The sequence below is a fragment of the Streptomyces sp. NPDC101237 genome (assembly GCF_044767465.1).
In the GTDB taxonomy this organism is placed as follows: Bacteria; Actinomycetota; Actinomycetes; order Streptomycetales; family Streptomycetaceae; genus Streptomyces; species Streptomyces gramineus.
Genome location: NZ_JBIWNY010000002.1, coordinates 574,598 through 600,486, shown reverse-complemented (window position 1 = coordinate 600,486; position 25,889 = coordinate 574,598). Strand labels below are relative to the sequence as shown.

Below are 25,889 nucleotides of genomic sequence, written 5' to 3'. Positions count from 1 at the left end.
GACGACCTGCTGGTCGCCGCCCAGCTGGCCACGCACAGCGCGCTCGGCATCGACAAGGCGGTGCTGTACGGCCGGGAGGCCTACATCGCCGACGAGCTGCAGCGGACCATGCTGCCCGAGCACCTGCCGAGCGCCACCGGCGTGCGGCTGGCCTCGCGCTACCTGCCGGCCGCCGAGACCGCGCGGGTCGGCGGCGACTGGTACGACGCGATCCCGCTGCCGGGCAGCCGGGTGGCGCTGGTCGTGGGCGACGTCATGGGCCACTCGATGACCTCGGCGGCCATCATGGGACAGCTGCGGACCACCGCGCAGACGCTGGCGGGCCTGGACCTGCCGCCGCAGGAGGTCCTGCACCACCTGGACGAGCAGGCGCAGCGGCTGGGCACCGACCGGATGGCGACCTGCCTGTACGCGGTGTACGACCCGGTCTCGCACCGCATCACCATCGCCAACGCCGGGCATCCGCCGCCGGTCCTGCTGCACCTGGGCGGTCATGCCGAGGTGCTGCGGGTGCCGCCGGGGGCGCCGATCGGGGTGGGCGGGGTCGACTTCGAGGCCGTCGAGCTGGACGCGCCGGCCGGGGCGACGCTGCTGCTGTACACCGACGGTCTCGTGGAGTCGCGGCTGCGGGACGTGTGGACCGGCATAGAGCAGCTGCGCGAGAAGCTCGCCGCGACCGCGCAGCTGACCGGCCCGGACCATCCGCCGCCGCTCGAAGCGCTGTGCGACGAGGTGCTCGACATGCTCGGGCCCGGTGACCGCGACGACGACATCGCGCTGCTCGCGGCCCGGTTCGACGGGATCGCGCCGAGCGACGTGGCGTACTGGTTCCTGGAGCCGGAGGACGCGGCGCCGGCGCGGGCCCGGCGGCTGGCCCGGCGGGCGCTGGCGCGCTGGGGCCTGGAGGAGCTGACCGACTCCGTGGAACTGCTCGTCAGCGAGGTCGTGACGAACGCGGTGCGGTACGCCACCCGGCCGGTGACGCTGCGGTTGCTGCGGACCGACGTGCTGCGCTGCGAGGTCGGCGACGACGTGCCGCAGTTGCCGCGGCTGCGGCAGGCCCGTGCGACGGACGAGGGCGGCCGGGGGCTGTACCTCGTCAACAGACTGGCCAGACGGTGGGGAGCGACCCGGCTGAGCACCGGCAAGGTGGTCTGGTTCGAGCTGAACCGCTAGCGCCGCCGGTGTCGGGGCGCCGCGGAACCGCCGTGCGGCCGCGGCCCCCACCGGGGCCGCGGCCGTACGGCTACTGGAATTCGTCCGCCGCCGGGTCCAGCGGGTTGTCCGTGATGCCGCCCGTCGGGCTCTGGCTCGGCGAGTTCGACGGCGAGTTGGACGGCGGCGCCGACGTCGTCGCGCTCTGGCTCGGCGAGTTGGACGGCGATTTGGACGGCGGCGCGGACTTGGTCGGGGTCTGGCTCGGCGTCTCGGACGGCGTCTCGGACGGGGTCGCGGACTTCGACGGGGACTCGGTCGGCTGGACGGCCGCGCCGAGGTCGGTGTTCAGGTCGAACTTCTGCTTCTTCGTGACGCCGAAGGTGTACGTCGCCCAGATCTGCGCCGGGTACCCGCCACCGTTGATGCGGCCGGTGCCGGGGATCAGACCGGTGGCGCCGGTGAGGGACACCTGGCTGTGCTTCTTGTAGTCCTCGCCGAACAGCCCCACCGACGTCACCAGGTCGGGCGTGTAGCCGGTGAACCAGGCCGACTTGTTGTTGTCGGAGGTACCCGTCTTGCCGGCCACCTGCTGGCCCTTGCGCAGCGGGTTCTGGGCGACCGACACCTTGGCCGTGCCGTCGTCGACCACGCCGGTCAGGACGGAGGTCACCTGGTCGGCGGCGCTCATGCTGATCACCGGGTCGCCGACCGGGTCCGGCGGGTCGACCCTGCGGCCGGTCTTCTCCGCCGACGCGAGGATGGTCGGGGTGACCTTCTTGCCGTGGTTGTCGAGGGTGGCGTAGACCCCGGCCATCTCCAGGGGGCTCGCGCCCATGCTGCCCAGGGTCTGCGCGGGCACCGCCGGCAGGTTGGTGGTGTCCAGGCCGAGGTCGTCGGCGGCCTTCATCACGTTCTTCATGCCGACGTCGACGCCCATCTGCGCGAACACCGAGTTGACGGACTTGTTCATCGCCGTCTGCACGGTGATGTTCCCGTAGTCGGCGTCGTCCTCGTTCGGCGGCGAGAAGGCGATGTCGCTGCCCTTGACCGGGCGGCCGCTGGTGCCGTCGTAGATCGTGTTGGCGTTGATGTCCTTGCCGTCCTGCGTCTTGGCGTCCTGGTCCAGGGCGGCGGCGAGGATGATCGGCTTGAAGGTGGACGCCGGCTGGTAGTCGGCGCGGGTGGCGTTGTTCGTGTAGTGCTTGTAGTAGTCGATGCCGCCGTACAGGGCGACGATCTTGCCCGTCTTCGGGTCGACGGAGACGGCGCCCGCCTGGACGTTCTTGTCGACCGTCCGCTTCTTGCCGTCGAGCTTGCTGGTGAGCTGGCCCTTGACGGCCGCCTCCAGCTTGGCCTGCCGCTTCGGGTCGATGTTGAGGGTGATCGTCCAGCCCTGGTCGACGACCTGGGCCTCCGCCTCGGAGCGGGTGAGGCCCTGCGTCTTCATCAGCTGGTTCTCCAGCTGGGTGTTGGCCAGTTCGACCAGGTAGCCCTTCTGGCCCTCCAGACCGGAGGCGGCCTTGGGCTCCTTGGGCACGGGGAACTTCATGCCGTCACGCTTGGTCTTGTCCAGCCAGCCCTGGCCGACCATGTTGTTCAGCGTATAGTTCCAGCGGTCCCGCACCAGCCTCTTGCCGATGGGACCCGCAACCGCCCAGTCGTACTGGCTCGGCGCCTGGAGCAGCGAAGCGAGGTAGGCGCCCTGCTGGACCGTGAGGTCCTGGGCGTCGACGCGGTAGTAGGCCTGGGCGGCGGCCTGGATGCCGTAGGCGCCGCGGCCGTAGTAGCTGGTGTTGATGTAGCCGGCGAGGATCTCGTCCTTGGACTTCTCGCGGTCCACCTTCAGCGAGATGACCAGTTCCTTCAGCTTGCGCGTGACGGTCTGGTTCTGGTCCAGGTAGTAGTTCTTGACGTACTGCTGGGTGATCGTCGAACCGCCCTGGGTGCCGCGGCCCCGTGCCGTGTTGTAGAGGCCGCGGGCCATGCCCTTCAGGTCGATGCCGTTGTCGCTGTAGAAGGACTTGTTCTCGGCGGCGACGAAGGTGTGCTGGACGTCCTTCGGGACCTTGGACAGGTCCACGATCTCGCGGTTGACGGTGCCCTTGCGGGCCAGGACCGAGCCGTCGCTGTACTTGTAGACGTTGCTCTGCGTCTGCGCGAGGGAGTTGCCCGCGGGGACCGACACCATCATGTAGAGCACGATGAAGCCGCCGATGCCGAGCAGGCACAGGCCGAGGAAGGTGCCGAGCATCTTCTTCCAGGTGAACAGCCGGCGTATGCGGCCCTTGGCGGGCTTGCCGCCCTTGGCGGGGCCGCCCTTCGCGGCGGCCTTGCGGCGCTCCGCGCGGGTGCCGCCCTCGGCCTGCGGCGTCCGCACCGCCCTCGTGGTGCCGCCGGGGGACTCGAGGATCTCGGGGGTCCCGGGTGCGGCCGGCGGCGACGAGCGGCGTCCGGGCGCGGCGCGGCGGCCGCCGCGCTGGCGCGCTTTTCTCTCTTCCGCTCGTCCCATGAGTCCGTCTGCTCCGCTTCGTCTCGGCTGTCACACGTGTGTACGGGCATCACACAAGTACTTGGCTCAGGTCAGCTCCGAAAGCTAACACCGCTCTCTATGACAAAGAGCAGATGATCCACCCTTTATGGACGTGACAATCAGCACCCTGCCCCAACGGAACCGACGAGCGGGAGGCATCCAGGGTTGCCTCGACGCATAAAGTGATATCACTTGGATAGAAGGAAGCTAGACAGAGCACGTCAGTGCCGCAGCCCGTCACCCAAGGGGGAGACCATGTCCGTCCACGACCCGTCGGCGACCGCCGACATACCCGAGATGCCGGCCCCGCGCGTGCGGGAGTCCGTCGCGCACAGCATCGGCGGCGGACTCGCCCTGCTGCTGGGCCTGGTGGGCCTGCTCGCCGCCGTCGCGCTGTTCGTCGCATCCTCGGTGAATCCCGGCTTCGCGGCCGGAGGCGTCGTCGTCCTGATCGCCTCCGTCATCGCGATGCGCGGCCTGAACACGGTGGCGCCGGGCGAGGCACGGGTCGTCCAGCTCTTCGGGCGGTACCGGGGCACGATCCGGCAGGACGGGCTGCGCTGGGTCAACCCCTTCACCTCGCGCACCAAGATCTCCACCCGGGTCCGCAACCACGAGACCGCCGTCCTCAAGGTCAACGACGCCTACGGCAACCCGATCGAGCTCGCCGCGGTCGTCGTGTGGAAGGTCCAGGACACCGCCCAGGCCGTCTTCGAGGTCGACGACTTCACGGAGTTCGTGTCCACGCAGACGGAGACCGCCGTCCGGCACATCGCCATCGAGTACCCGTACGACGCCCACGACGAGGGCGGCCTCTCGCTGCGCGGCAACGCCGAGGAGATCACCGAGAAGCTGGCGGTCGAGCTCCAGGCGCGGGTGGAGGCGGCCGGGGTGCGGGTCGTGGAGTCGCGGTTCACGCACCTCGCGTACGCTCCCGAGATCGCCTCGGCGATGCTCCAGCGGCAGCAGGCCGGCGCGGTGGTGGCCGCGCGGCGGCAGATCGTCGACGGCGCGGTGGGCATGGTCGAGGCGGCGCTCGCGCGGATCGCCGAGCAGGGCATCGTGGAACTGGACGAGGAGCGCAAGGCGGCGATGGTGTCCAACCTGATGGTGGTGCTGTGCGGGGACCGGGCCCCGCAGCCGGTGCTCAACACCGGGACGCTGTACCAGTGACCGACTCGCCCGAGGAGGCGCCGCGGCGCCGGCCGCGGCAGCGCAAGCAGGTGCTGCTGCGGCTGGACCCGTCCGTGTACGACGCCCTGGCCCGGTGGGCCGGGGACGAACTGCGGTCGGCCAACGCGCAGATCGAGTTCCTGCTGCGGCGCGCGCTCGCGGAGGCGGGCCGGCTCCCGCGCGACACGGGCCCCCTGCCCCGCCGCGGCCGCCCCCCGGGCGGCTCCGCCCCGGAGCCCCCGCCCAGCTGAACCACCGCACTCCCCCGCGACCGCCCCGCAGCGGACCCCGGCCCCTGCACGTCCGCCCCGGCGCTCGCCACCGCCCGGCTGCGCCCCGGATTCCTCGCGCCGGGCTGTCGCAGAACCGTGACAATCGGCTCCCAACTGGGCGTTCGCACACCCCGCCATGATCTACACACTGAGCGTATACATGGCAGGTATACACCGTGTGTAGAGTGCTGCTCATGTCCATCGGTCACACCCTCCTGGGGCTCCTGGAGTCCGGCCCGCGCCACGGTTACGACCTCAAGCGGGCCTTCGACGAGAAGTTCGGTCACGACCGGCCGCTCCACTACGGCCAGGTCTACTCGACGATGTCCCGCCTGCTGAAGAACGGGCTCGTGGAAGTCGACGGCATCGAGGCCGGCGGCGGCCCCGAGCGCAAGCGGTACGCCATCACCGACGCCGGCGTCACCGACGTCGAGAAGTGGCTGGCGACTCCGGAGAAGCCGGAGGAGTACCTCCAGTCGACCCTGTACACCAAGGTCGTGCTCGCCCTGCTCACCCACCGCGAGGCCGGTGACATCCTCGACCGCCAGCGCTCCGAGCACCTGCGCAGCATGCGGATCCTGACCGACCGCAAGCGCCGCGGCGACCTCGCCGACCAGCTCGTCTGCGACCACGCCCTGTTCCACCTGGAGGCGGACCTGCGCTGGCTGGAACTGACCGCCGCCCGTCTCGACAAGCTCCGCACGGAGGTGACCAGGTGACCGCTCCCGCCGGTTCGCTGCTCGCGGCCGAGGACCTGCACAAGGCCTACGGTCCCACCCTCGCCCTCGACGGGGCCGGGTTCTCGATACATCCTGGCGAGGTCGTCGCCGTGATGGGGCCGTCCGGCTCCGGCAAGTCGACCCTGCTGCACTGCCTCGCCGGCATCGTGCCGCCCGACTCCGGCTCGATCGTCTACGCCGGACGCGAGATGGCCACCATGAGCGACACCGAGCGCAGCGCCCTGCGCCGCAGCGAGTTCGGGTTCGTCTTCCAGTTCGGCCAGCTGGTACCCGAGCTGACCTGCGTGGAGAACGTGGCGCTGCCGCTGCGGCTGAACGGCACCTCCCGCAAGGAGGCCGAGCGCAGGGCGCTCGGCTGGATGCAGAAGCTGGAGGTCGACGACCTCGGCCGCAAGCGGCCCGGCGAGGTCTCCGGCGGCCAGGGGCAGCGGGTCGCGGTGGCCAGGGCGCTGGTGACCGAACCCCGGGTGCTCTTCGCCGACGAGCCGACCGGGGCGCTCGACTCCCTCAACGGCGAGCGCGTCATGGAGCTGCTGACCGACGCGGCCCGCTCCACCAACGCGGCCGTCGTCCTCGTCACGCACGAGGCCCGGGTGGCCGCCTACTCGGACCGCGAGGTCGTCGTCCGCGACGGCAAGTCCCGGGACATGGAGCGGGCGGTATGAACGTGAGGCAGTGGTCGAGGGATCTGGGCCTCGGGGTCAGGTTCGCCTTCGGAGGCGGACGCGAGGGCTGGTTCCGGGCCACGCTGACCGCCGTCGGCGTGGGCCTGGGAGTGGCGCTGCTGCTGCTCACCACGGCCATCCCGAGCGCGCTGGCCGTACGCCACCAGCGTGACGTGGCACGCGCGGACTACACGTACGTCTACCACCCGGTGAAGCCGAGCGAGAAGACGTTCGTCATCGCGGACATCAACACCCCCTTCCAGGGCCGCGACATCCGCGGCCGGATGATCCAGCGGGAGGGCGCGAAGGCTCCGGTGCCGCCCGGCCTCACCCGGTACCCGGCCGCCGGCGAGATGGCCGTCTCACCCGCGCTCAAGCGGCTGCTGGACTCCTCCGACGGAGCCCTGCTGCGCGCCCGGCTGCCGTACCGGATCACCGCGACCATCGCCGAGAGCGGGCTGACCGGCTCGCAGGAACTCGCCTACTACGCGGGCTCCGACGACCTCACCGCCCACATCGACCCGCCGAACGTGGCCCGGATCGACCACTTCGGCAGCCCCAGGTCGCCGGACGCGGAGACCGACCCGGTCCTCACCCTGCTGGTCCTCGTGGTGTTCGTGGTGCTGCTGATGCCGGTCGCCGTGTTCGTCGCGGCGGCGGTCCGCTTCGGCGGCGAACGCCGTGACCGGCGGCTGGCCGCGCTGCGGCTGGTCGGCTCGGACGGCCGGATGGTACGGCGGATCGCGGCCGGCGAGGCCATGGCGGGCGCGCTGCTCGGCCTGGTCTTCGGCGTCGGCTTCTTCCTGCTGGGCCGGCAGTTCGCGGGCACCGCCGAGGTGTTCGGCATCAGCGTGTTCCCGAGCTACCTCAACCCCTCGCCGCTGCTGGCCGCGCTGGTGGCGGTGGCCGTCCCGGCGGCGGCCGTGCTGGTGACGCTGTTCACGCTGCGCGGCGTGGTCATCGAGCCGCTCGGCGTGGTGCGCACGGCGAAGCCCCGCCGGCGCCGGCTGTGGTGGCGGCTGCTGCTCCCGGTGGCCGGTCTGGCGGCGCTCCTCCCGATGATCGGGCAGGGCCGCGGCGGCGGCGACTTCAACGAGTACCTGGTCACCGGCGGTGTGCTGCTGCTCCTGGTCGGTGTCACGGCGCTGCTGCCGTGGGTCGTCGAATCGGTCGTCGCACGGCTCGGCAGGGGCGCGGTGGCCTGGCAGCTGGCCGTCCGCCGGCTCCAGTTGAGCAGCGGTACGGCCGCCCGGCTGGTGAATGGCATCGCGGTGGCGGTGGCCGGCGCGATCGCCCTCCAGATGCTCTTCTCCGGCGTCGAGGCCGACTACACCAAGCAGACCGGGAACGACCTCAACCGGGCCCAGATGGAGGTCCAGGTGCCGAGCGGTGTCGCGGTGCCCGAGGTGGCCGAGGCGATGAGCGGCACCAAGGGGGTCCGCAAGGTCGTCTCGATCGCGGACGGCGAGGCCGGCGACCTGAAGAAGGAGCCGAAGCACACCGCCCAGGTGAGCGTGGGCAGTTGCGCCTCGCTGCGGGAGGTCGCCACTCTGCCGTCCTGCCACGACGGCGACGCGTTCCAGGTGAAGGGCTCCGAGAGCGACTCCCTGACGACGGACCTGCTGAAGTCCGGGGAGAGGCAGGGCCGGACGCTCTACCTGAACCCCTCCTACAGCGGTGGCACCGACAGCGCTCCGGTGCGCTGGACGGTACCGGCCGGGCTGAAGCAGGCGCGGACCCGCGAGGACCCCACCGGTTACGAGCGGGGCGGTTTCCTGCTCACCCCGGGCGCGCTGCCGGCCGGCTCCAGCACCGCGGTGCGGGGCGTGGTCTACCTGTCCGTCGACTCGGGGGTGCGGGACGCCAACGAGTACGTGATCAACACGGCGGCCCGGCTCGACCCGCTGATGCAGGCGCAGACGCTGACCTCGTTCGAGCGCAGCGGCCAGTTCGACTCGATCCGCACCGGGCTGTTCGTCGGTGCCGCCGCCGTCCTGGCGCTGATCGGCGCGAGCCTGCTGGTCGGTCAGCTGGAGCAGCTGCGCGAGCGCAAGAAGCTGCTGTCGGCGCTGGTCGCCTTCGGCACCCGGCGGCGCACGCTGAGCCTGTCGGTGCTGTGGCAGACCGCGATCCCCGTCGGGCTCGGGCTGGTGCTGGCGGGAGTGGTCGGGCTGACGCTGGGCACGGTGCTGCTGAAGATGGTCGGCTCCACGGTGAGCGTGGACTGGCCCGGCGTGCTGGCGATGACCGGCTTCGGCGCGGCCGTCGTCCTCGCGGTGACGCTGCTGAGCCTGCCGCCGCTGCTGCGCCTGATGCGCCCGGACGGGCTGCGCACGGAGTAGCGGCCGGGAGGCCTACGCATCGGCGCCGAGTACCCGGACGGGCAGTGGCCGCAGCGCTTCGCGCAACGCGTCCGCCAGCTCCCGGTACTCGGCGCCGCGCGCTGCCCCGGCACGCATGGCGAGGGCGATCCGGCGGCTCGGGGCGGGCTCGGCGAAGACGCCGGTGAGCAGCCGGTCGCTGCGGCTGGTCTCCACCTGGACGGCGGTGCGCGGCAGCAGGGTGCAGCCGAGGCCGCCGGCCACCAGCTGGACGAGGGTGGCCAGGCCGGCGGCCGTGGTGGTGACCGGCGCGCCCTCGCGTCGCCCGCCGCCCGTGGCCGAGGCGCCCCGCCCGGCCCCTCTGAGTTCCCGCCCGGCCTCGCGGCAGATGTCCAGGGCCTGGTCGCGCAGGCAGTGCCCCTCGTCCAGGAGCAGCAGGTTCAGCTCCCGCAGCGCCTCGCGCGCGATGCCGGCCCGCCCGCCGAGCGGCTCGTCCAGCGGTGTGACGAGCACGAAGTCCTCGTCGTACAGCGGGAGTTCCACGACGCCGGGGATGGCGAGGGGGACGGCGAGGAGCAGCAGGTCCAGACGGCCGGCGGTCAGGCCGTCCAACAGGCTGGCGGTCTGCTCCTCGTGGACCTGGAGGTCGAGGTCCGGGTACCGGTCGTGGACAAGCCGCAGCACGGTGGGCAGCAGGTAGGGCGCGACGGTCGGGATGACACCGAGCCGCAGCGCGCCGGTGAACGGCGCCCGCACCGCCTCGGCCTCCGCCAGCAGCGCCCGCACCTCCTCCAGTACGGCCCCGGCCCGCACCGCCAGCCGCTCGCCCGCGGGCGAGAGCAGCACCTTGCGGGTGGTGCGCTCCAGGAGGGTGACGCCGAGCGTCTCCTCCAGCGCGGAGACGGCGCCGGACAGCGCGGGCTGGCTCATGCCCAACGCGGCGGCCGCGTCACGGAAGTGGAGGTGTTCGGCGACGGCGGCGAAGGCGCGCAGCTGGGCGAGACTCGGCTGACGGCGTTTGCCTCCCACGCCCGCACCGCTCCCCAGGGGATTACCCACAGCCACTGATAGCCACCTCCGATCAACCCGACCGAGTGTAGCTATTTCAGGAATCAATGCACCGTGTGCCACCATCGGCGGCGTCCAACCCATCGGAGGCGACCCCGCGATCCGGGGTGCTTCCGCGCTGCAAGGAGAGCGTGTGCTCACTGTCGGTGACAAGTTCCCCGAGTTCGAACTGACCGCCTGCGTCTCGCTGGAGAAGGGCCGGGAGTTCGAGACGATCACCCACAAGACCTACCAGGGTTGGAAGGTGGTCTTCGCGTGGCCCAAGGACTTCACCTTCGTGTGCCCGACCGAGATCGCCGCGTTCGGCAAGCTGAACGAGGAGTTCGCCGACCGTGACGCACAGGTCCTCGGCTTCTCCGGTGACTCGGAGTTCGTCCACCACGCCTGGCGCAAGGACCACGACGACCTGCGCGAGCTGCCGTTCCCGATGATGGCCGACTCGAAGCACGAGCTGATGCGCGACCTCGGCATCGAGGGCGAGGACGGCTTCGCCAAGCGTGCGGTGTTCATCGTCGACCAGAACAACGAGATCCAGTTCTCCATGGTGACCGCGGGCTCGGTGGGCCGTAACCCCAAGGAGGTCCTGCGGGTCCTCGACGCCCTCCAGACGGACGAGCTCTGCCCGTGCAACTGGAGCAAGGGCGACGAGACGCTGGACCCGGTCGCGCTGCTGGCCGGTGAGTGAGTTGTCGCTCGACACCCTCAAGTCCGCGGTCCCGGAGCACGCCAAGGACCTGAAGCTGAACCTGGGCTCGGTCATCGGCAACTCGGAGCTGCCGGCGCAGCAGCTGTGGGGCACGGTGCTGGCGACCGCCATCGCCTCCCGCTCCCCGATCGTGCTGCGCGAGCTGGCGCCCGAGGCGAAGGCGAACCTCTCGCCCGAGGCGTACCGGGCGGCGAAGTCCGCGGCCGCGGTGATGGCGATGAACAACGTCTTCTACCGCACCCGCCACCTGCTCTCCGACCACGAGTACGGCACCCTGCGCGCCGGGCTGCGGATGAACGTCATCGGCAACCCGGGCGTCGACAAGGTCGACTTCGAACTGTGGTCGTTCGCGGTGTCCGCGATCAACGGCTGCGGGATGTGCCTGGACTCGCACGAGCAGGTGCTGCGCAAGGCCGGCGTCGACCGCGAGGTCGTCCAGGAGGCGTTCAAGATCGCCTCGGTGGTCGAGGCCGTCGGTGTGACGCTGGACGCGGAGGCCGTGCTCGCCGAGTTCGAGTAGCCGCTCCCGTCCCGTGGACCCCGCTCACTCCGTGTGGGCGGGGTCCTCCGCTCCGGCGGGCACCCTCTCGCCGGGCACGGCGTCCTCGGCGGCCGGGCGGTCCGGTTCGGGCTGCTCCTCCTCGCCCTCGTACCGCTCGTCCGAGTACTGGCGCAGATAGCCGACCACCGTGTTCGTCACCGCCACCAGCGGTACGGCCACCACCGCGCCGCCGATGCCGGCCACCAGGCCGCCGGCCGCGACCGTGAGGACCACCGCGAGCGGGTGGACGCGGACCGCGCGGCCGAGGATGAACGGCTGCAGGATGTGGCCCTCGATCTGCTGCACCGCGAGGACGACGGCGAGGGTCATGACCGCCGTGAAGACGCCCTGGGTGACGAGCGCGACCACCACCGCCAGCGCGCCCGAGGCGACCGCGCCGACCAGCGGGATGAACGAGAACAGGAAGATGAAGACGGCGAGCGGGACGGCCATCGGGACGTCCAGGAAGTAGATGCCCAAGCCGATGAAGATGGCGTCGATGAGGGCGACCAGGACCGTGCCGCGGACGTAGGCGGTGAGCGTGCGCCAGGCGCGCGGGCCGGCGCCGGCCACGCCGTCGCGGGCGGCGGCGGGGACCAGCTTGAGGAACCACTGCCAGATCCGCGCGCCGTCGTAGAGCAGGAAGAGCGTGGAGAAGAAGACCAGCAGGATGCCGGTCAGGGCCTCGACGACGACCTGGACTCCCTCCAGGCCGAAGGAGGTGATCTGGTCGGTGTTGGCGCCGATCGCCTCACGGAGGTTCTTGGCGATCTGGTTGATCTGCTTGTCGGTGACGTGGAAGGGGCTCTTCAGCAGCCAGTTGCGCAGGTCGTCGATGCCGTTCTGGATCTGGTCGGAGAGCGTGTCGATGTTCTCCATGACCTGCCAGGTCACGAACCAGCCCATCAGGCCGATCACCACGAAGCCGGAGATGGCGGTGAGCGCGGTGGCCGGGCCGCGCGGCATGCCGTAGCGGCACAGCCGGGCGACCGTGGGCTGGAGCAGGGCGGTGATCAGCAGCGCTATGACGAAGGCGAACACCACGAGTTGGACGGCGCTGATGACCCGCATCAGGACCCAGACGGTGCCGGCCAGCACCAGCAGCCGCCAGCCGGCCTCGGCGGCGACGCGTACACCCCACGGGATGGCCGTGACGGGTTCGGGGCGGGGCGCGGGCTTGCGTACGGCCCTGGGGGCGGCGGCCGCAGGGGCGGCAACCGGAGCCGGAGCGGTCTGCGCGGGCACCGCCGGCGACTCGGGTTCGGCGCGCTCGCGCTCCACCTCGGCCCGGCGCTCGTCCAACCGCTCGCTCATCTCGCTCAGTCCGGCACCGAGCCTGCCGAGCCACTCGGGCACTCGCGACATGATCCGCTCTCTTTCCCCGTGTCTCCGGGTGCTCCTCACCACTCACCCCTGGAGTCGTTCGGTCCGACCGTACAGGGCGACAGCCCTTCCCCCTAGGACGGGGAGGGGCTGCCGAAGGTTGAGAGAAGCCGAACGGCCTCTAGTACCAGCTGTTCGCCTGCCAGAACGACCAGGCCTGGCAGGGGCTGCCGTACCGGGAGTTCATGTAGTTCAGGCCCCACTTGATCTGGGTGGCCGGGTTGGTCTGCCAGTCGGCGCCCACGGAGGACATCTTCGAACCGGGCAGAGCCTGGAAGAGGCCGTAGGCACCGGAGGAGGCGTTGACCGCCCGGTAGTTCCAGCTGGACTCGTGGTTCACGATGTTGCTGAAGCACTGGAACTGGTCGCCCGCCACCATCTGCTGCGCCATCGCCTGGATCTGCGCCACGGTGTACGAGCTCTGGACCGCGAAGGTGACGGAAGAACGGCTCGCGGCTTTCTTCGCCTCGACGCGCTCCTTGGCTTCCTTCGCCGCCTGCTCGGCCTCGGCCTTCTTGGCGGTCGCGGCCTTGGCCGCCGCCACGCGGGCCGCCTGCTCGGCGTCCTTCTTGGCGGTCGCGTCGGCCTGGATGGCCACGGCGTCGGCCTGCTGCGTCAGGGACGCGGTCTGCACCGTCGCCTGCTGTCCCGCGGGGATCTCCGCGAGAAGCGTGGTGTCGGCTGCCGTCGCCTCAGCGTCGTTCGGCTGTGCGACGCTGCCCGAGGCAACACCGACAACGCTTCCGACGGCGGTGACCGCGGTGGCCGAGGCCACTGCGAATCCCCGGACCGAAATCCGGCTCACACGGTTTCCTTCCAGCATCGCCCGCTTCGGTGACCCTGGCGGACGCGATCGTTCCCCTGACGCTGGCCTCCCAACTGCGGGGTCACGGGAGGCACGGGCCCGACGAGCGGCTCCCCGCTGGGGAACGCCGTGTGGTGCTCGGGCGGCATACGACATCGCTATGGAATTAGCACTGGTGCTTCTGTGTTGCCGTACCGCTGGGGGTACAGGTGTGTCGTATGCGGGGCCTGACAGGAATGAGACTCTGCCGTAACCGGACGCCGGGTGGCAATTCCGAGTTGCGTGTGAAAGCTCACATCCCGTTTCCCCCAGGGGATTTCAGGAAACCCCCACGCACGAAGGCGCCGCCCGGCTAGGCTCTTGGCCTTTACCGGACGGCGCCAACGAGTGGGTCATCAGCCCATGTTGGACACGGGGAGCAGAGAGGTCACAGGGGCCCGTCCTCCAGCATTTCGGTCACAAGGGCGGCAATCTGGGACCTCTCGGACCGGGTGAGGGTGACGTGCGCGAACAGCGGGTGACCCTTCAGCTTCTCCACCACGGCGACGACACCGTCGTACCGTCCGACCCGGAGGTTGTCCCGCTGGGCCACGTCGTGGGTCAGCACCACCCTCGAGTTCGCGCCGATCCGGGACAGAACGGTCAGCAGGACGTTCCGTTCCAGTGACTGGGCCTCGTCGACGATCACGAACGCGTCGTGCAGGGAGCGGCCGCGGATGTGGGTGAGCGGCAGCACCTCCAGCATCCCGCGCGCGGTGACCTCCTCGATGACGTCGCGGCTGGTGACCGCCGAGAGGGTGTCGAAGACCGCCTGCGCCCAGGGGCTCATCTTCTCCGACTCGGAACCCGGCAGATAGCCGAGCTCCTGCCCGCCGACCGCGTACAGCGGACGGAAGACCATCACCTTCTTGTGCTGGCGGCGCTCCAGGACCGCCTCCAGACCCGCGCACAGCGCCAGCGCCGACTTGCCGGTGCCGGCCCGGCCGCCCATCGACACGATCCCGACGTCCGGGTCGAGCAGCAGATCGAGCGCGATGCGCTGCTCTGCGCTGCGGCCCTTGATGCCGAACGCCTCCCGATCGCCGCGCACCACGCGGACGTTGCCGTCGGCCGTCACCCGGCCGAGCGCCTTGCCCCGCTCGGACTGGATGGTCAGGCCCGTGTGCACGGGGAGGTCGGAGGCCTCCGGGACGTACACGTGCCCTTCCTCGAAGAGGATGTCCACCTGTTCGCCGGGGAGCGTCAGTTCGGACATTCCGGTCCAGCCCGAGGCGCCCGTGATGGCGAGTTCGGCGCGGTACTCCTCGGCCAGCAGGCCGACCGACGACGCCTTGATCCTGAGCGGGAGGTCCTTCGACACGACGGTGACGTCGTATCCCTCGGCCTGCAGGTTGCGGGCCACCGCGAGGATGCGGGAGTCGTTGTCCCCCAGGCGGTAGCCGCTGGGCAGCACGCTGGGGTCCGAGTGATTGAGCTCGACACGGATCGTGCCGCCGAGGTCCCCGATCGGGATCGGAGCGTCCAGACGGCCGTGCCGGACCCGGTAGTCGTCGAGCAGGCGCAGGGCCTGCCGGGCGAAGTAGCCGAGTTCGGGATGGTGCCGTTTGGCCTCCAGTTCCGTGACCACCACGATCGGAAGCACGACCTCGTGCTCGTCGAAGCGGGTCATGGCGTTCGGGTCGGCCAGCAGGACGCTGGTGTCGAGAACGTAGGTGCGCCGGTCGGACTTGCGGCGCGCTGTGCTGGTCACCACGGAAGGACGTACCCCCTCGGATGAGGTCGGGGAGCGACGAAGAGGAGCTGGACCGGTCGACGGCCACCCCGCACGGGCCGAAAACCGGCCCCCCGCTGCTTCTTCCGTGCTGCGACCGCACGGTCGGGCTGGTGCAAAGGGCCTCCCGGGCGGACGACCCCGAGTCGCCCGCTGAGATCCGATGCCCGTGGTTCGGGCATCGACCTGCTTGCGTTATGCCCTCGAACATGCGCCGCCATGCCACGGTCTGCAACGACGCGCAGGTGAACTCCGTGTTACTGGCGCCCCGAAATGGGTGATTCATGCCTCATGGGCGCGGTGGGGTCATCCACCGTAGCCAGGCAGTCATCCAGCGTGGCGACGGTGACAGGTGTCGTGTGCCGTGTTCCTGTCCGCCGTCACGGTGACGTCACCCGCCGTAGCGGCGGTGGCGGGCCGCGTAGTCCCGCAGGGCGCGAAGGAAGTCGACCTTGCGGAACGCGGGCCAGAAGACCTCGCAGAAGTAGTACTCGGCGTGGGCCGTCTGCCACAGCATGAATCCGGACAGCCGCTGCTCCCCGCTGGTGCGGATCACCAGGTCCGGGTCGGGCTGGGCACCGGTGTAGAGGTGACGGCCGATCGCGTCGACGGTGACGGAGTCGGCGAGGTCCTCCATCGCGACCCCCTTGTCGTGGGCGTCGAGGATCATCGAGCGGACGGCGTCGGCGATCTCCTGGCGGCCGCCGTAGCCGATGGCGACGTTCACCAGTATTCCGTCGACGTGCGCGGTGGCCTCCTCGGCCTCCTTGAGCGCGTTCTGCATCGCGGAGGGCAGCAGGTCGGGGGTGCCGACGTGGTGGACCCGCCAGCGGCCGTCGGCGGCGAGGGTGCGCACGACGTCCTCGATGATGCCGAGGAGCGGGACCAACTCCTCCTTGGCGCGGTCGAAGTTGTCCGTGGAGAGCAGCCAGAGGGTGACGACCTCGACATCGGTCTCGGAGCACCAGCCGAGGAATTCCTCGATCTTCTCCGCGCCGGCCCGGTGGCCGTGGACGGTGCTGGATCCGGCGGCCTTCGCCCAGCGGCGGTTGCCGTCCATGATGACGCCGATGTGCTTGGGCACCTGAGCGTGGTCCAGGTGACCTTCCACCCGGCGTGCGTAGAGCCTGACGAGCAGGCCGCGCAGCTTGTCGCGCAGGTTCACTTGAGTCCGCCCCTCGTGTCTCGCTGCGGGGTTCCGCGGCGGAAGCCTACCCCTCCGGGCGTCGGGGGGAGCGCCGAGGGGGAGGGCGCACAAGGGGGTTGGGGCCCGGGTCGCGGCGCGCGCGCCGGGCGGAACCGGGCCGGTCGGGCGGGCCCCGGCGGATCGTCCGGAGCGCCGTGCGGAGGACGCGTGAGAGGCGGGCGAAAACCGGGGGGACATAAAACGGGCCGGTCCGTGGGGGGGAGACGGACCGGCCCGAGGGGGGGTTTCCACCATAACCCTTTGTAAGTGATGCTGCGTGCATCGGCGTGCCACAACTACGCTCCGCAATCGAACGGCGACACCCGCAGGGGTCGGAAACGCTGGATTACGGGGTCTCACGTGGCCGATTCGCAGCGGAATCCCAGGAAAACTGGCGGCATTCGGGGAGATCAAGAGGGTTTGAGCCGTCTTGGGGTCGCCTCGGCGAGTTGCTCCCCCGTCCCTCCGACGGGCTAACCCGGCCGTGAACGGCGGCTTGACGGGGTCCCGCGGGGCGTTCCGGCACCGCGCAGCCCCCTCCACCGCGCGGTGCCGCCCGCGCAGCTTTGCTCACGCGAATTACCGTCAGTTGAACTTACGCGAGCCGATGGGGTGATGGCGGACGTCAGCGATAACGATGCGAAAACACCGTGGAAACGGAGGGTGAACGAGAGGACCCGATGTTCGCGTATGCGCAGATCCAGGAAGCGGTGAACCACTTGACCCGATTGGATCCGTAGTGCCCTGACATGCCCCGCGTCGATCTTCCAGGCCTCCCGGACCGCCCGTGCGAGCCCACGGACTCGAACGGCAGTTCCTGGCCATTCTTCGGCACCTGGCATTGCAAGGCCGGTGCATCAGGCCCCCGCGGGCGTCGAGGAGGCCGGTGCTCAGGCCCGGCGGGCCGGCTTGCGGGCGTCGAAGAGGTGCCTCGTGCTGTGCGCGACGAAGGGTCCCTCGGCCTCGATCCGCCGGTGCAGGGAGCGGAGCCGCGGCTCGTACTCCTCGACCGTGAAGCCGGGGACCATCCACACGACCTTCCGCAGGAAGTGCACGACGGCGGCGATGTCGTGGAACTCCATCCGCAGCCGTTCGGCGCGCAGGCTGACGACCTCCAGACCGGCCGCCTCCGCCTCCTCGCGCTCCCGGCCGGGGTCCCGCCCGCCGCGGACCGCCTCCGGCTGCGGCCCCAGGAAGTACTCCACCAGCTCGAAGACGCTGGCAGGTCCGACGTGCTGGGCGAAATAAGTGCCGCCGGGCCGCAGCACGCGCGCGATCTCCGGCCAGTGCGCGCGCACCGGGTGCCGGCTGAGCACCAGGTCGAAGGTCGCGTCGGCGAACGGCAGCGGGGCGTCCTCGGCGGCGGCGACCACCACGACACCGCGCGCGCCCAGCAGGCCGCCGGCCTTGCGGACGTTCGGCGGCCAGCCCTCGGTGGCGGCCAGCAACCGGGGCCGGCGGCCGGTGCCCGCGCCCTCCAGGGTGGCGAGGGCGAAGTCGAGGACCTCACCGCCGCCGGTCTGGACGTCCAGGGCGGCGGTGGCTCGGGCCAGCCGTCCGCCGGCGGCGCGCGCGTAGCCCCAGGAGGGACGCGCCTCGGTGGCCCGGCCCTCGAACCAGGAGAAGTCCCAGCCCTCGGTGGGCACGGCGGCGCCCTCGGCGACGAGGTCCTCGAAGCTGCGGTGCGTCTGCTCTCCCATGGTCCGCATGATCCCAGCGGACTGTCGGTGCCCGCTGATAATTTCGCTCACCATGACGACGAGCGAGAGCGTGTACACCGCCGGCGAGAAGGACATCCTGCACACGAGCCTGGACCGGCACCGGGACGCGGTGCTGTGGAAACTGGAGGGCCTGGACGACGAACAGCTGCGCCGCCCGATGACCCCGTCCGGGACGAACCTGCTGGGCCTGGTGAAGCATCTGGCGTCGGTGGAGTACGGCTGGTTCGTGGAGAGCTTCGGCGGCGAGGTCGAGCCCCTGTGGTTCGACCCGTACACGGACGACGACCTGACGGTCGGCCCCGGCGAGACGACCCGCCAGATCCTCGACTTCTACGGCCGGGCCCGCGCCGCGGCCGACGCGGTGATCACCGGGCGGCCGCTGGACGCGCTCGGCCGGCCCGGCTGGCGGGACCACGAGGTCTCCCTGCGCTGGGTGCTGGTCCACATGATCGAGGAGACCGCGCGGCACGCCGGGCACCTCGACATCCTGCGGGAGCTGATCGACGGGGCCACGGGCGATCACCCTCGGACGGCGGCCACCGGGACCGCGTGACCGGGGCCGTGCCGGTGACCGGTCGGCTCACGGCACGAGCGGCCGGACCTCCTCGGCGGTGAACCTCACGAAGCCCTCGGGGTCGGGTTCGTCCGCGGTCGGCTGGAGGATGACGGTGTCTGCGCCTGCCTCGGCGAGCCGCCGCACGGCCTCCGCGACGGCGCCCGCGTCGCCGGCGACGCCCGGTCCGGGGACCGGCTCCGTTCCCCCGGCGGCGAGTTCAGCGCGGAGCCGGGCGGCCGCGCCGGGTCCGGTGGCGGTGAGGAGATAGACGACGACCTCGTGCGGCTCGGCCGCGTCCCGCCCGGCGGCCGCCCGCCCCTCCTCGATGAGCCGCCGGGCCCGGCGGACACCGTCGGGCGAAGTGGCGGAGGTCAGCACGGTCCCGTCCGCGGCCGCCCCGGAGAGGCGGAGGGTACGGGGACCCTCGGCTCCGGCGAGGACCGGGACGGGGCCGGCGGGCGGCCAGTCGAGCGCGACGTCGTCGAGCCGGACGTAGCGCCCGTCGACGGTGAGCCGCTCACCGCGCAACAGCGCGCGCAGGGCGTCGAGATGCTCGCGCAGCAGGGTCAGCGGGGACTCGGCACGGGCACCGACCTGCCCCATCCAGTCCTGCACGCCGTGGCCGACGCCGACGATCGCGCGGCCCGGGAACATCCGGTGCAGCGCGGCGACCTCCATCGCGGTGACGGCGACGTTCCGCAACGGCACGGGCAGCAGCCCGACCCCGACCCGCACCCGCTCCGACCAGGCGAGGGCGGCGGCAGCGGCGGAGATCCCACCCTCCCGGAAACAGTCCTCCCACAGCCACAACTCCTCGAGCCCGACCTCGTCCCCCACCCGAACGACGTCCCGAAGCCGCTCGGGGGGCAACTGGGGGCGGAACACGGCGCCTAGTGCGGTCATGGGGTGGGTTCTACCCGGGGGTGGGGGTGTCGCAATCGGGTTGCCGACTGCCGACGGAGGTGATCGTCACGAGCGGGCGGAATCGGGGCCCTGCACCCGGACACCGGCCCGCCGGGCAAGTTCGAGGGCCTGCGATCCAGCACCATGGCCGTCTGCGGGAATGCCCTGGGCGTAACTCGGCCTCTGGTGGATCACATAGAGGTGGCGTGGACCCGGTACAGCGATCACTGCGGCGAACCGAGGGTCGCCGGCGAACCAGATCTCCCGCACCTGCTCCTTACGCGCGGCCTTGGCACGCTTGCCCAGGCGTCCGCCCCACCAGACTGAGCGGACGTGTGAGTGCATGACCATCGTCACGTGCTGGTCCGGCGCTTCGGGGTCGGGGAACCTCAGCCAGGCGTAGCCGTCACGGACATCGGGGAGGTTGCCGATGCCGCTTTCCGGGGTCTCGTACACCTGCCAGGGATATTGCCGCAGAAGGCGCCGTGCACGCAGGGCTCCGCGCCAGTACGCCCACTGGAGAAAGGTCCGGTAGAACGTGTAGGCCATCGGGACGACGAAGAGCCACACCGTCCAAGTGACCGACATGACCGCGCACCACGCCAGCAGTCCCACCCAGGCCACGGGCCACAGCAACTGGCCGATGGCTGCGGAGATCAGCAGCTTCCTCCAGGCACGGCGGGTGGTCAGGTCGTCCCAGGCCGTCGGGCGGTACGGAGCAGCCATTTCACTCCTTTTCAGTCACTTCGTCAGACTTCTCCGGGAATGGGCTTTCGAAGCTCACCGTACTGGCGATGTCCAAAAGCAGTGCACGGTAGTGCTTCGCCCGTGTGGCGGTCGTCGTGGACAGCGAGAGGACCGCGATGCGTTCGCCGTCCGGGCACGGCAGGTAGACCGTGAGCTGGACCAGCTCGCACGGGACACCGAGTCCCAGTTCCGACGGTGCCGTCAGGCGGGTCTGCACCAGTGAGGCGGGGCCGCCGGGCAGGTCCAGGGTCTGGATGTGCTCGGGCCGGTCCGCTCCGGCCACGGCACGAGCCGCGAGGACGCTGCGTGGGGCCCAGTTGGTACGTCGCCAGGCCAAGGTGAAGAGAGACAGCAGTGGGCCGTCGTCTCCCTCGTCATCCGCATGCAGTCCGAGACAACAGTGCACCGTTCCGGCTTCCAGAAGGAGCCGCACGAGCCGGAGCACGGGACCGACGTCGGCGAAGCGACCCCGGTCCTGGACCGGTTCGCGCCCGGCTGCTGCCAGTTCGCGGAAGGGCAGTGGGACGAATCCCGGGGGCAACGCGAACCAGATGTCCGTGTCCTGGCCCCGGGCGGACTCGTCGATCACATGAGGGACACCGCTCATGAGGCATCACCGGCGCCGCGCAGCAGGAAGTGGAGGGCGCCCACGGTCGCCGGCACATCGACGCCCAGCGTCCTCGGTCCGTCGAGAAGGTTCCCCACCGTCTTGGCCGCGTCGTTGTCCAGCGTGTCCACGAAGCTGCTCGTCACGCCGTAGAGGGCTGTCCCGGCCCCGGCGATCGTCGCCGGTTTGTCGATCTTCTCCACGATCGGGGCCAGCCGACCGCCGAACACCCTCGGATGGGCGAGCAGGCTTGCGGCACCGCCGGCCGTCTCGGCTTCGCTCCTGATCGAGGTCCCGACGGTCTCCAGGGTCGTCCCGGCGTTGGAGCCGACTCTCGTGAGCCGCTGTCCCAGCGTCAGCACCTCTTCGCCCTCGCTCGCGAGCGAGGCCAGCTGTCCGGATTCGCCCACCGCGCGGAGCCCGAGATAACTGCCCTTGGCCACCGCCCCGAGCCCCGGCAGCATCCCCAGGAAATCGCCCGCCGTGCCCAGCGCGTTGCCCCAGAAGTCGAGGTCCAGTTCGCCCTTCGTGAAGCCGTCCTTCAGGGACGCCCGGACCTCGGGGTCGCTGACGCGCAGGCCGAAGGCCATGCCGCTGAGGACGCCGGCCGCCAGGAACAGCATCCACGGGGCGACGGCCGTCAGGCCGAGCAGCGCGATCACGCCCAGCACGGCGGCGCACGCGCTGAGAATGTCCGGGAGGTTGTCCCCCAGCCAGTCCGTGAACCGGTCCCACGTGCCCGGCTCGTGCGGCGCCAGCCTGCGCGTGGCCGCGCCGATGTGCCGGGCCCGCTTGCGGGCGGTGTCCTCGTGTTCGACCGCGAGGCCGCGGGCCCGCTTCAGCACGTCGTCCAGGTCGTCCTGCGCCGCAGTGCGCCTGCTGTCGGCCTGGTCCTGGGCACGCCGCAGCGCCGCCCGGGCGGCCTCCGCCTCGCCGTCGAGTCTTCTCGCGCGCCGCTGGAACTCCGCGAGCTCCCCGGCCCACAGGTCCAGTTGTCTGGCGGCCGCGTCGACGGAGTGCGCGCCGTTCTTCAGGTTGAGCGGCAGCGGGCCGCCCTCCAACTGCTCCCGGAACGCGACGGCCGCGTCGCCTTCCCAGTAGCTGCCGTTCATGAGCTTGCCGAGCTTGGCGTGCGCCTTGTCCATCTCCTTCGCGCAGCCGGACAGCCTGCGGTGGAGGTCGCGCACCAGATCCGTGCTGCCGGGGGCGGGGTCGAAACCGAGGTGCGGGTAGGGAGGGGTGACCGTCACGTGTCCGCGCTCTTCCGCCTCGCCTTTTCCAACGCCCTCTCCAGGGCCACGTCCACCTCGTGGAAGTCGTCCCTGGCCTTCTTCGTGATGTCCGTGAGCTGACCGATCTGTTCCGCGATCTCCTCGGCGCCGTACCGCCAGTCCTCCTGGAAGCGGTCGCAGGCCTTGTCCAGGTCGTCCGTCCCCAGGCCGCCGACGCCCGGGACACGCAATGCCCTCCGCAGGGCCGTGAACGACTCCTGGGCCCTCTTCAAGTCGTTGAAGAGACGCCCGAGTTCCGTCCCGTCGACCTTCAGGCGCTCAGCCATGTGGATGCCTCGTTACGTGGGACTTCCACGCTATCCGTGGCTCTTTGCCCACACGCGCTTCCTGCCGCGAGCATCACCCGTCCGTGTTGTGGATACGGTCGCTTCGGGGGACCCTGCGAGACGGACGAGAGGCAGGACATGAAGCGCTGGCGCGACGGGCGAGGACGGCTGGTCATCCACGGCGGCGGGGGCCGGGTCACCGTCCCGCTGGAGATCGCCGCGTCCTACCGCGCCCGCACCAAGGGCCTGTTGGGCCGCGACTCGCTCGACGGGGGGCTTCTGCTCTCCCCCGCCGGCAGCATCCACACGTTCCGGATGCGGATGCCGATCGACGTCGCCTATCTGGACCGGAGGCTGACCGTCATCGCCGTCCGCACCATGCGCCCGGGCCTCCTCGGCCTGCCCCGGCTCCGCTCCCGGCACGTGCTGGAGGCCGAGGCCGGGGCGATGGCGGGGTGGGGGCTGGTGGCGGGGACGCGGGTGACAGTCGAGGCGGAGTAGCCGCGCCGACTACGCGCCGGCCTCTCCGCTCACTCCCCCGTCCTCGGGAACGTCACCTCCACCCGGCGGTTCTTCTTGCGGCCCTCCTCCGTGGCGTTGTCGGCGATCGGGTACTGCTCGCCGTAGCCGCGGACGTCGAAGGTGATGTTCGGGTCGTTCAGGTCCTGGTCGAGGATGCTCTGGACGGCGTTGGCGCGCTGGCGGGAGAGGACGTCGCCGTGGGCCGAGGAGCCCAGGTTGTCCGTGAAGCCGAAGACGCGCACCTGGGTGGCGTTCTGCTTCCTGATCTCCTGCGCGATGGTGTCGATGCGGGCCTTGGCCGCCGCGCTCAGCTTGGAGCTGTCCTTGCCGAACAGCACCTCGGCCTGGAGGGCGAACGTCACGTCCGCGTTGGTGTCCTCACGGCGCTCGTCACCGCTCTGGTCCTCGACGACCGACTTGATGTCCAGGACCTTGGGATCCGCGAGGGTGGCGCCCTCGGGGAGTTTGAGGTCGGGGTCCGTCGGGTCGATCTTCACGGGTGCGCCGGCGGAGGGCTCGGTGCCCGGCGGGACGCTGGGGTCGCCGCCGTCGGCGCGGGCGGTGCTCGCGCCGTGCAGGCTGGCGCCCAGCAGGAGGATCGCGGCGCCCAGGGTCAGGGGCAGGCGTGATGTGGTCACTTCGCCCTCACCCGGAGATCTGGATCGTGCCGCTGGAGAAGGTGGGGAGTTGGAGGGTGACCTCGGTGGTGTCGGCGGGCGGGGCGGGGAACTGCATGAAGACGGGGACGGTCTGGCCGGAGTCGACGTTGGTGATGCCGATGCTGGTGAGCGGTCGGCCGTCCGTGTCCCGTAGGACGTAGTAGCGCTTCTTGCCCTTGGAGTCGACCAGCGTGGCCCCGCCGAACGAGAAGCCGTGCCTGGTGATCTCCGTCTCGTCGCCGCTGACCTGCGCGGGAATGACGACGGAGCCCGAACCGTCGTTCTTGAGGGTGCCGTTGACCGTGACGAACCCGCCCGAGTCCCGCTGGGCGGAGGTGATCTGGAGCAGCAGCCCGTCCGTCCCCCTGAGCTCGGCGAGCGGGGCCTGGGACTGGCCCTCCTGAGCACTCGGGTTCGATCCGCCGCCCTTGGACGCGGAGGCGGACGTCCGGGGCTTGTCCGCCTTGTCGTCGCCTCCGCCGCCGCATCCGGCCACACCGAGGGCCAGACCGACCGTCACGGCCAACGCGACCGTCCCCCTGCGAGCCCTCGCAGTGAACCGAATGTCCATGGCTCCGCTTCCTTCCTCACTCGTCGATTCGCTAGTCAGTCGTCGGCCAGATGGACATCGAAGAGGTCTTCGGGTTTCGGGAGATCCGTGAGATGGCGCGGATCCAGGTCCCAGACGCCACGGCCCCGGCAGGTGAGTTCGGGCAGTGGCCCGTCGCCGCCCGGGGAAGGGCTCGCGGTGGGGTCCGGGGCAGGGGTGGGAGACGGGTCCGGGGCGCGGAACGTACAGAGCGGCTCGATCACGGCCGTGGCTCCCGCCTTCGACTTGATGCCCTCCGTTCCGGGTACGACGGAGCCCCCCATGGACTTGACGGTCTGAGCCTCGACCTCGTAGCGCAGCGGACCTTCCGCGCGGCACTGCAGGCGGGTGGCGTCGTTCTGCGACAGGAGCTGGTCGGCGCGCCGGCACGAGTCGGAGACCGGGGCATTGCCCTGGAAGACGTCCTGCCACTTGGTCGGGTCGAGAACGTCCAGCAGCCACTGGTTGGCGAGCTGGTCACGGGTGTCGAGGGCCGCCGCGAGCGCGGCCGAGTCGGCGGCGGTCTGGGCGCTGTTCCGGTTCACCGCGGCCTGGCCGACCGCGAAGTAGGCGAACGCGAGAAAGAGCAGGCCTCCCGCTACCGTGATGTAGATCGGGAAGGCCTGCCCTGAGTCGCCGTAACGGCGCGGACGCATCACACGATCTTGTTGATCTGCGCGGTGATCTTGGTGAGGATCGTCTGGCCGATGCTGGTACCCGTGACCGCCAGCACGATCGCCACCACCACCGCGATGATCCCCAGGTACTCGACCGCGGTCTGCCCCCGGTCGTCGGCGCGGCGCTGCAGCGCGACAAGCATCCTCAGCATCCGGTCGCTCATGGTGCTCCCCTCCGGGTTCGGTTCCGATCCTCGCACCGTACGGCGGAACATACCCGTCCGTGGAGGGTCCCAGGACCCAAATCCGGACCCAGTTCACCCTGTTCATCCTTCCGCCACCCCCAGCCACTTGGCCGTCGCCCGGGCGCGGGTGGTGGTGTGGAGCTTGGCGAAGATGCGGTTGATGTGGTTCTTGACCGTCTTCTCGCTGATGAAACAGACGGCGGCGATCTGCTGGTTGGTCATGCCGGACGCGATGAGGTCCATGATCTCCGCCTCTCTGCTGCTCAGTTGAAACCGGGACTTCGATGACTGTCCCACAGGAGATTGCAGTCGCGAAAGGCCTTTGGGGAGAAAATGTGTTGGGAGGGCTGGATGTTCGGACTTTGCGTGTGCAGTTGCAGGCCCTCTGATATGAGCCAGCAGCGCGCTTGTCGCGGTCGGTGTGAAGTGCGGCCGGCCGCCGCCGACGTCCCGTACCGCCTGCGCGAGCTGTGCCGTCGTGAACTCGCCGTGCACCAGGTAGCCGCCCGCGCCCAGGCGTACCGCCTCCTGCACGATCTCCGTCTCGTCGCTGTACGTCAGCATCATGACCGGGGCCAGCCGGACCAGGTGCGGCAGCGCGGCCATGCCGTCGACGCCGGGCATGCGGACGTCGAGGAGGACGACGTCGGGGCGCAGGCGCAGGGCCGCCTCGTAGGCCGCGCGGCCGTCGTCGGCCTCCGCCACCACCGTGAGGTCGTCCTGTGCGCCGAGGACCGCCGTCAGGCCCGCGCGGATCACCGGGTTGTCGTCGGCCACCAGGACGCGCAGGGGCGGGGGCGGGGGCTCCGCGCGCTCCGCGAAGGGGTGGTGCGGCATCGGGGGGCC

General features: G+C 70.7%; 27 protein-coding genes. 10 read left to right on the top strand and 17 right to left on the bottom strand.

Annotated features, from left to right (window positions below; genetic code table 11):
• Positions 1-1,176, top strand: a 1,176-nt coding sequence (locus ACIRQ9_RS05840) for a SpoIIE family protein phosphatase (RefSeq protein ID WP_404167496.1), incomplete at its 5' end; no start/stop codon positions are given.
• A gap of 70 nt (positions 1,177-1,246) precedes the next feature.
• Here ACIRQ9_RS05840 and ACIRQ9_RS05835 read toward each other — a convergent pair.
• Positions 1,247-3,667, bottom strand: a complete 2,421-nt coding sequence (locus tag ACIRQ9_RS05835; protein WP_404167494.1) for a transglycosylase domain-containing protein — start codon at positions 3,665-3,667, stop codon at positions 1,247-1,249.
• Positions 3,668-3,943: 276 nt separating this feature from the next.
• On the opposite strand from ACIRQ9_RS05835, the gene ACIRQ9_RS05830 reads away from it, so the two are divergent.
• The 5 genes from ACIRQ9_RS05830 to ACIRQ9_RS05810 all read left to right on the top strand — a co-directional run bounded on the left by ACIRQ9_RS05830 (position 3,944) and on the right by ACIRQ9_RS05810 (position 8,880).
• On the top strand, positions 3,944-4,861 hold the full coding sequence (locus ACIRQ9_RS05830) for an SPFH domain-containing protein (protein ID WP_404167492.1): 918 nt from the start codon (positions 3,944-3,946) through the stop codon (positions 4,859-4,861).
• Positions 4,858-5,112 (top strand): hypothetical protein, encoded by a 255-nt coding sequence (locus tag ACIRQ9_RS05825; RefSeq protein WP_404167490.1) that lies wholly within the window; start codon positions 4,858-4,860, stop codon positions 5,110-5,112. The genes ACIRQ9_RS05830 and ACIRQ9_RS05825 overlap by 4 nt, the downstream gene beginning before the upstream one ends.
• A 215-nt stretch (positions 5,113-5,327) precedes the next feature.
• Complete coding sequence (locus ACIRQ9_RS05820; RefSeq protein ID WP_404167488.1) at positions 5,328-5,852, top strand: PadR family transcriptional regulator; 525 nt, start codon at positions 5,328-5,330, stop codon at positions 5,850-5,852.
• Entirely contained in the window at positions 5,849-6,538 is a 690-nt protein-coding gene (locus tag ACIRQ9_RS05815) for an ABC transporter ATP-binding protein (RefSeq protein WP_404167486.1), read from the top strand. Before ACIRQ9_RS05820 ends, ACIRQ9_RS05815 begins: the two co-directional genes overlap by 4 nt.
• Positions 6,535-8,880: an ABC transporter permease gene (locus tag ACIRQ9_RS05810; RefSeq protein WP_404167484.1), complete on the top strand. Its 2,346-nt coding sequence runs from the start codon at positions 6,535-6,537 to the stop codon at positions 8,878-8,880. Before ACIRQ9_RS05815 ends, ACIRQ9_RS05810 begins: the two co-directional genes overlap by 4 nt.
• A 12-nt stretch (positions 8,881-8,892) precedes the next feature.
• Here ACIRQ9_RS05810 and ACIRQ9_RS05805 read toward each other — a convergent pair whose 3' ends face one another.
• A complete protein-coding gene (locus ACIRQ9_RS05805; RefSeq protein WP_404167482.1) occupies positions 8,893-9,888 on the bottom strand; it encodes a LysR substrate-binding domain-containing protein in 996 nt (331 codons plus the stop codon).
• Between the two features lie 172 nt (positions 9,889-10,060).
• Here ACIRQ9_RS05805 and ACIRQ9_RS05800 point away from each other — a divergent pair, with 172 nt between their 5' ends.
• Together ACIRQ9_RS05800 and ACIRQ9_RS05795 are read left to right on the top strand one after the other, a co-directional pair.
• Complete coding sequence (locus tag ACIRQ9_RS05800) at positions 10,061-10,612, top strand: peroxiredoxin (protein WP_351318802.1); 552 nt, start codon at positions 10,061-10,063, stop codon at positions 10,610-10,612.
• Position 10,613: 1 nt separating this feature from the next.
• Positions 10,614-11,153 (top strand): alkyl hydroperoxide reductase, encoded by a 540-nt coding sequence (locus tag ACIRQ9_RS05795; protein ID WP_404167548.1) that lies wholly within the window; start codon positions 10,614-10,616, stop codon positions 11,151-11,153.
• Between the two features lie 24 nt (positions 11,154-11,177).
• Here ACIRQ9_RS05795 and ACIRQ9_RS05790 read toward each other — a convergent pair whose 3' ends face one another.
• The 5 genes from ACIRQ9_RS05790 to ACIRQ9_RS05770 all read right to left on the bottom strand — a co-directional run bounded on the left by ACIRQ9_RS05790 (position 11,178) and on the right by ACIRQ9_RS05770 (position 18,019).
• A complete protein-coding gene (locus ACIRQ9_RS05790; RefSeq protein WP_404167479.1) occupies positions 11,178-12,539 on the bottom strand; it encodes an AI-2E family transporter in 1,362 nt (453 codons plus the stop codon).
• Positions 12,540-12,678: 139 nt separating this feature from the next.
• Positions 12,679-13,362: a transglycosylase SLT domain-containing protein gene (locus tag ACIRQ9_RS05785; protein WP_404167477.1), complete on the bottom strand. Its 684-nt coding sequence runs from the start codon at positions 13,360-13,362 to the stop codon at positions 12,679-12,681.
• 427 nt (positions 13,363-13,789) lie between these two features.
• A complete protein-coding gene (locus tag ACIRQ9_RS05780) occupies positions 13,790-15,115 on the bottom strand; it encodes a PhoH family protein (protein WP_404167475.1) in 1,326 nt (441 codons plus the stop codon).
• A 409-nt stretch (positions 15,116-15,524) separates the two neighbouring features.
• Positions 15,525-16,298, bottom strand: coding sequence for an isoprenyl transferase (locus ACIRQ9_RS05775; RefSeq protein WP_351318792.1), 774 nt, complete (start codon positions 16,296-16,298; stop codon positions 15,525-15,527).
• A 911-nt stretch (positions 16,299-17,209) separates the two neighbouring features.
• Entirely contained in the window at positions 17,210-18,019 is an 810-nt protein-coding gene (locus ACIRQ9_RS05770) for a class I SAM-dependent methyltransferase (protein WP_404167473.1), read from the bottom strand.
• Between the two features lie 52 nt (positions 18,020-18,071).
• Here ACIRQ9_RS05770 and ACIRQ9_RS05765 point away from each other — a divergent pair, with 52 nt between their 5' ends.
• Positions 18,072-18,593: a DinB family protein gene (locus ACIRQ9_RS05765; protein WP_404167471.1), complete on the top strand. Its 522-nt coding sequence runs from the start codon at positions 18,072-18,074 to the stop codon at positions 18,591-18,593.
• Between the two features lie 27 nt (positions 18,594-18,620).
• Here ACIRQ9_RS05765 and ACIRQ9_RS05760 read toward each other — a convergent pair whose 3' ends face one another.
• The 5 genes from ACIRQ9_RS05760 to ACIRQ9_RS05740 form a co-directional block, all read right to left on the bottom strand.
• Positions 18,621-19,499: an LLM class flavin-dependent oxidoreductase gene (locus ACIRQ9_RS05760; RefSeq protein ID WP_404167469.1), complete on the bottom strand. Its 879-nt coding sequence runs from the start codon at positions 19,497-19,499 to the stop codon at positions 18,621-18,623.
• 66 nt (positions 19,500-19,565) lie between these two features.
• On the bottom strand, positions 19,566-20,225 hold the full coding sequence (locus tag ACIRQ9_RS05755) for a hypothetical protein (RefSeq protein WP_404167467.1): 660 nt from the start codon (positions 20,223-20,225) through the stop codon (positions 19,566-19,568).
• A gap of 1 nt (position 20,226) precedes the next feature.
• Entirely contained in the window at positions 20,227-20,835 is a 609-nt protein-coding gene (locus ACIRQ9_RS05750) for a hypothetical protein (RefSeq protein ID WP_404167465.1), read from the bottom strand.
• 14 nt (positions 20,836-20,849) lie between these two features.
• Entirely contained in the window at positions 20,850-22,103 is a 1,254-nt protein-coding gene (locus ACIRQ9_RS05745; RefSeq protein ID WP_404167463.1) for a hypothetical protein, read from the bottom strand.
• Positions 22,100-22,411, bottom strand: a complete 312-nt coding sequence (locus tag ACIRQ9_RS05740; protein ID WP_404167461.1) for a hypothetical protein — start codon at positions 22,409-22,411, stop codon at positions 22,100-22,102. The genes ACIRQ9_RS05745 and ACIRQ9_RS05740 overlap by 4 nt, the downstream gene beginning before the upstream one ends.
• Before the next feature lie 138 nt (positions 22,412-22,549).
• On the opposite strand from ACIRQ9_RS05740, the gene ACIRQ9_RS05735 reads away from it, so the two are divergent.
• On the top strand, positions 22,550-22,912 hold the full coding sequence (locus ACIRQ9_RS05735) for a DUF192 domain-containing protein (RefSeq protein ID WP_404167459.1): 363 nt from the start codon (positions 22,550-22,552) through the stop codon (positions 22,910-22,912).
• Between the two features lie 29 nt (positions 22,913-22,941).
• Here ACIRQ9_RS05735 and ACIRQ9_RS05730 read toward each other — a convergent pair whose 3' ends face one another.
• The 5 genes from ACIRQ9_RS05730 to ACIRQ9_RS05710 all read right to left on the bottom strand — a co-directional run bounded on the left by ACIRQ9_RS05730 (position 22,942) and on the right by ACIRQ9_RS05710 (position 25,880).
• Positions 22,942-23,571 carry an OmpA family protein gene (locus tag ACIRQ9_RS05730; RefSeq protein ID WP_404167457.1) on the bottom strand — a complete coding sequence of 210 codons (630 nt, stop codon included), beginning with the start codon at positions 23,569-23,571 and terminating at the stop codon, positions 22,942-22,944.
• A gap of 7 nt (positions 23,572-23,578) precedes the next feature.
• On the bottom strand, positions 23,579-24,163 hold the full coding sequence (locus ACIRQ9_RS05725) for a hypothetical protein (RefSeq protein WP_404167455.1): 585 nt from the start codon (positions 24,161-24,163) through the stop codon (positions 23,579-23,581).
• A 35-nt stretch (positions 24,164-24,198) separates the two neighbouring features.
• On the bottom strand, positions 24,199-24,837 hold the full coding sequence (locus ACIRQ9_RS05720) for a pilus assembly protein TadG-related protein (RefSeq protein WP_404167453.1): 639 nt from the start codon (positions 24,835-24,837) through the stop codon (positions 24,199-24,201).
• On the bottom strand, positions 24,837-25,022 hold the full coding sequence (locus ACIRQ9_RS05715; RefSeq protein WP_351318768.1) for a hypothetical protein: 186 nt from the start codon (positions 25,020-25,022) through the stop codon (positions 24,837-24,839). The genes ACIRQ9_RS05720 and ACIRQ9_RS05715 overlap by 1 nt, the downstream gene beginning before the upstream one ends.
• Positions 25,023-25,124: 102 nt before the next feature.
• Positions 25,125-25,880 carry a response regulator gene (locus ACIRQ9_RS05710; protein WP_404167451.1) on the bottom strand — a complete coding sequence of 252 codons (756 nt, stop codon included), beginning with the start codon at positions 25,878-25,880 and terminating at the stop codon, positions 25,125-25,127.
• Positions 25,881-25,889 lie beyond the last annotated feature (9 nt).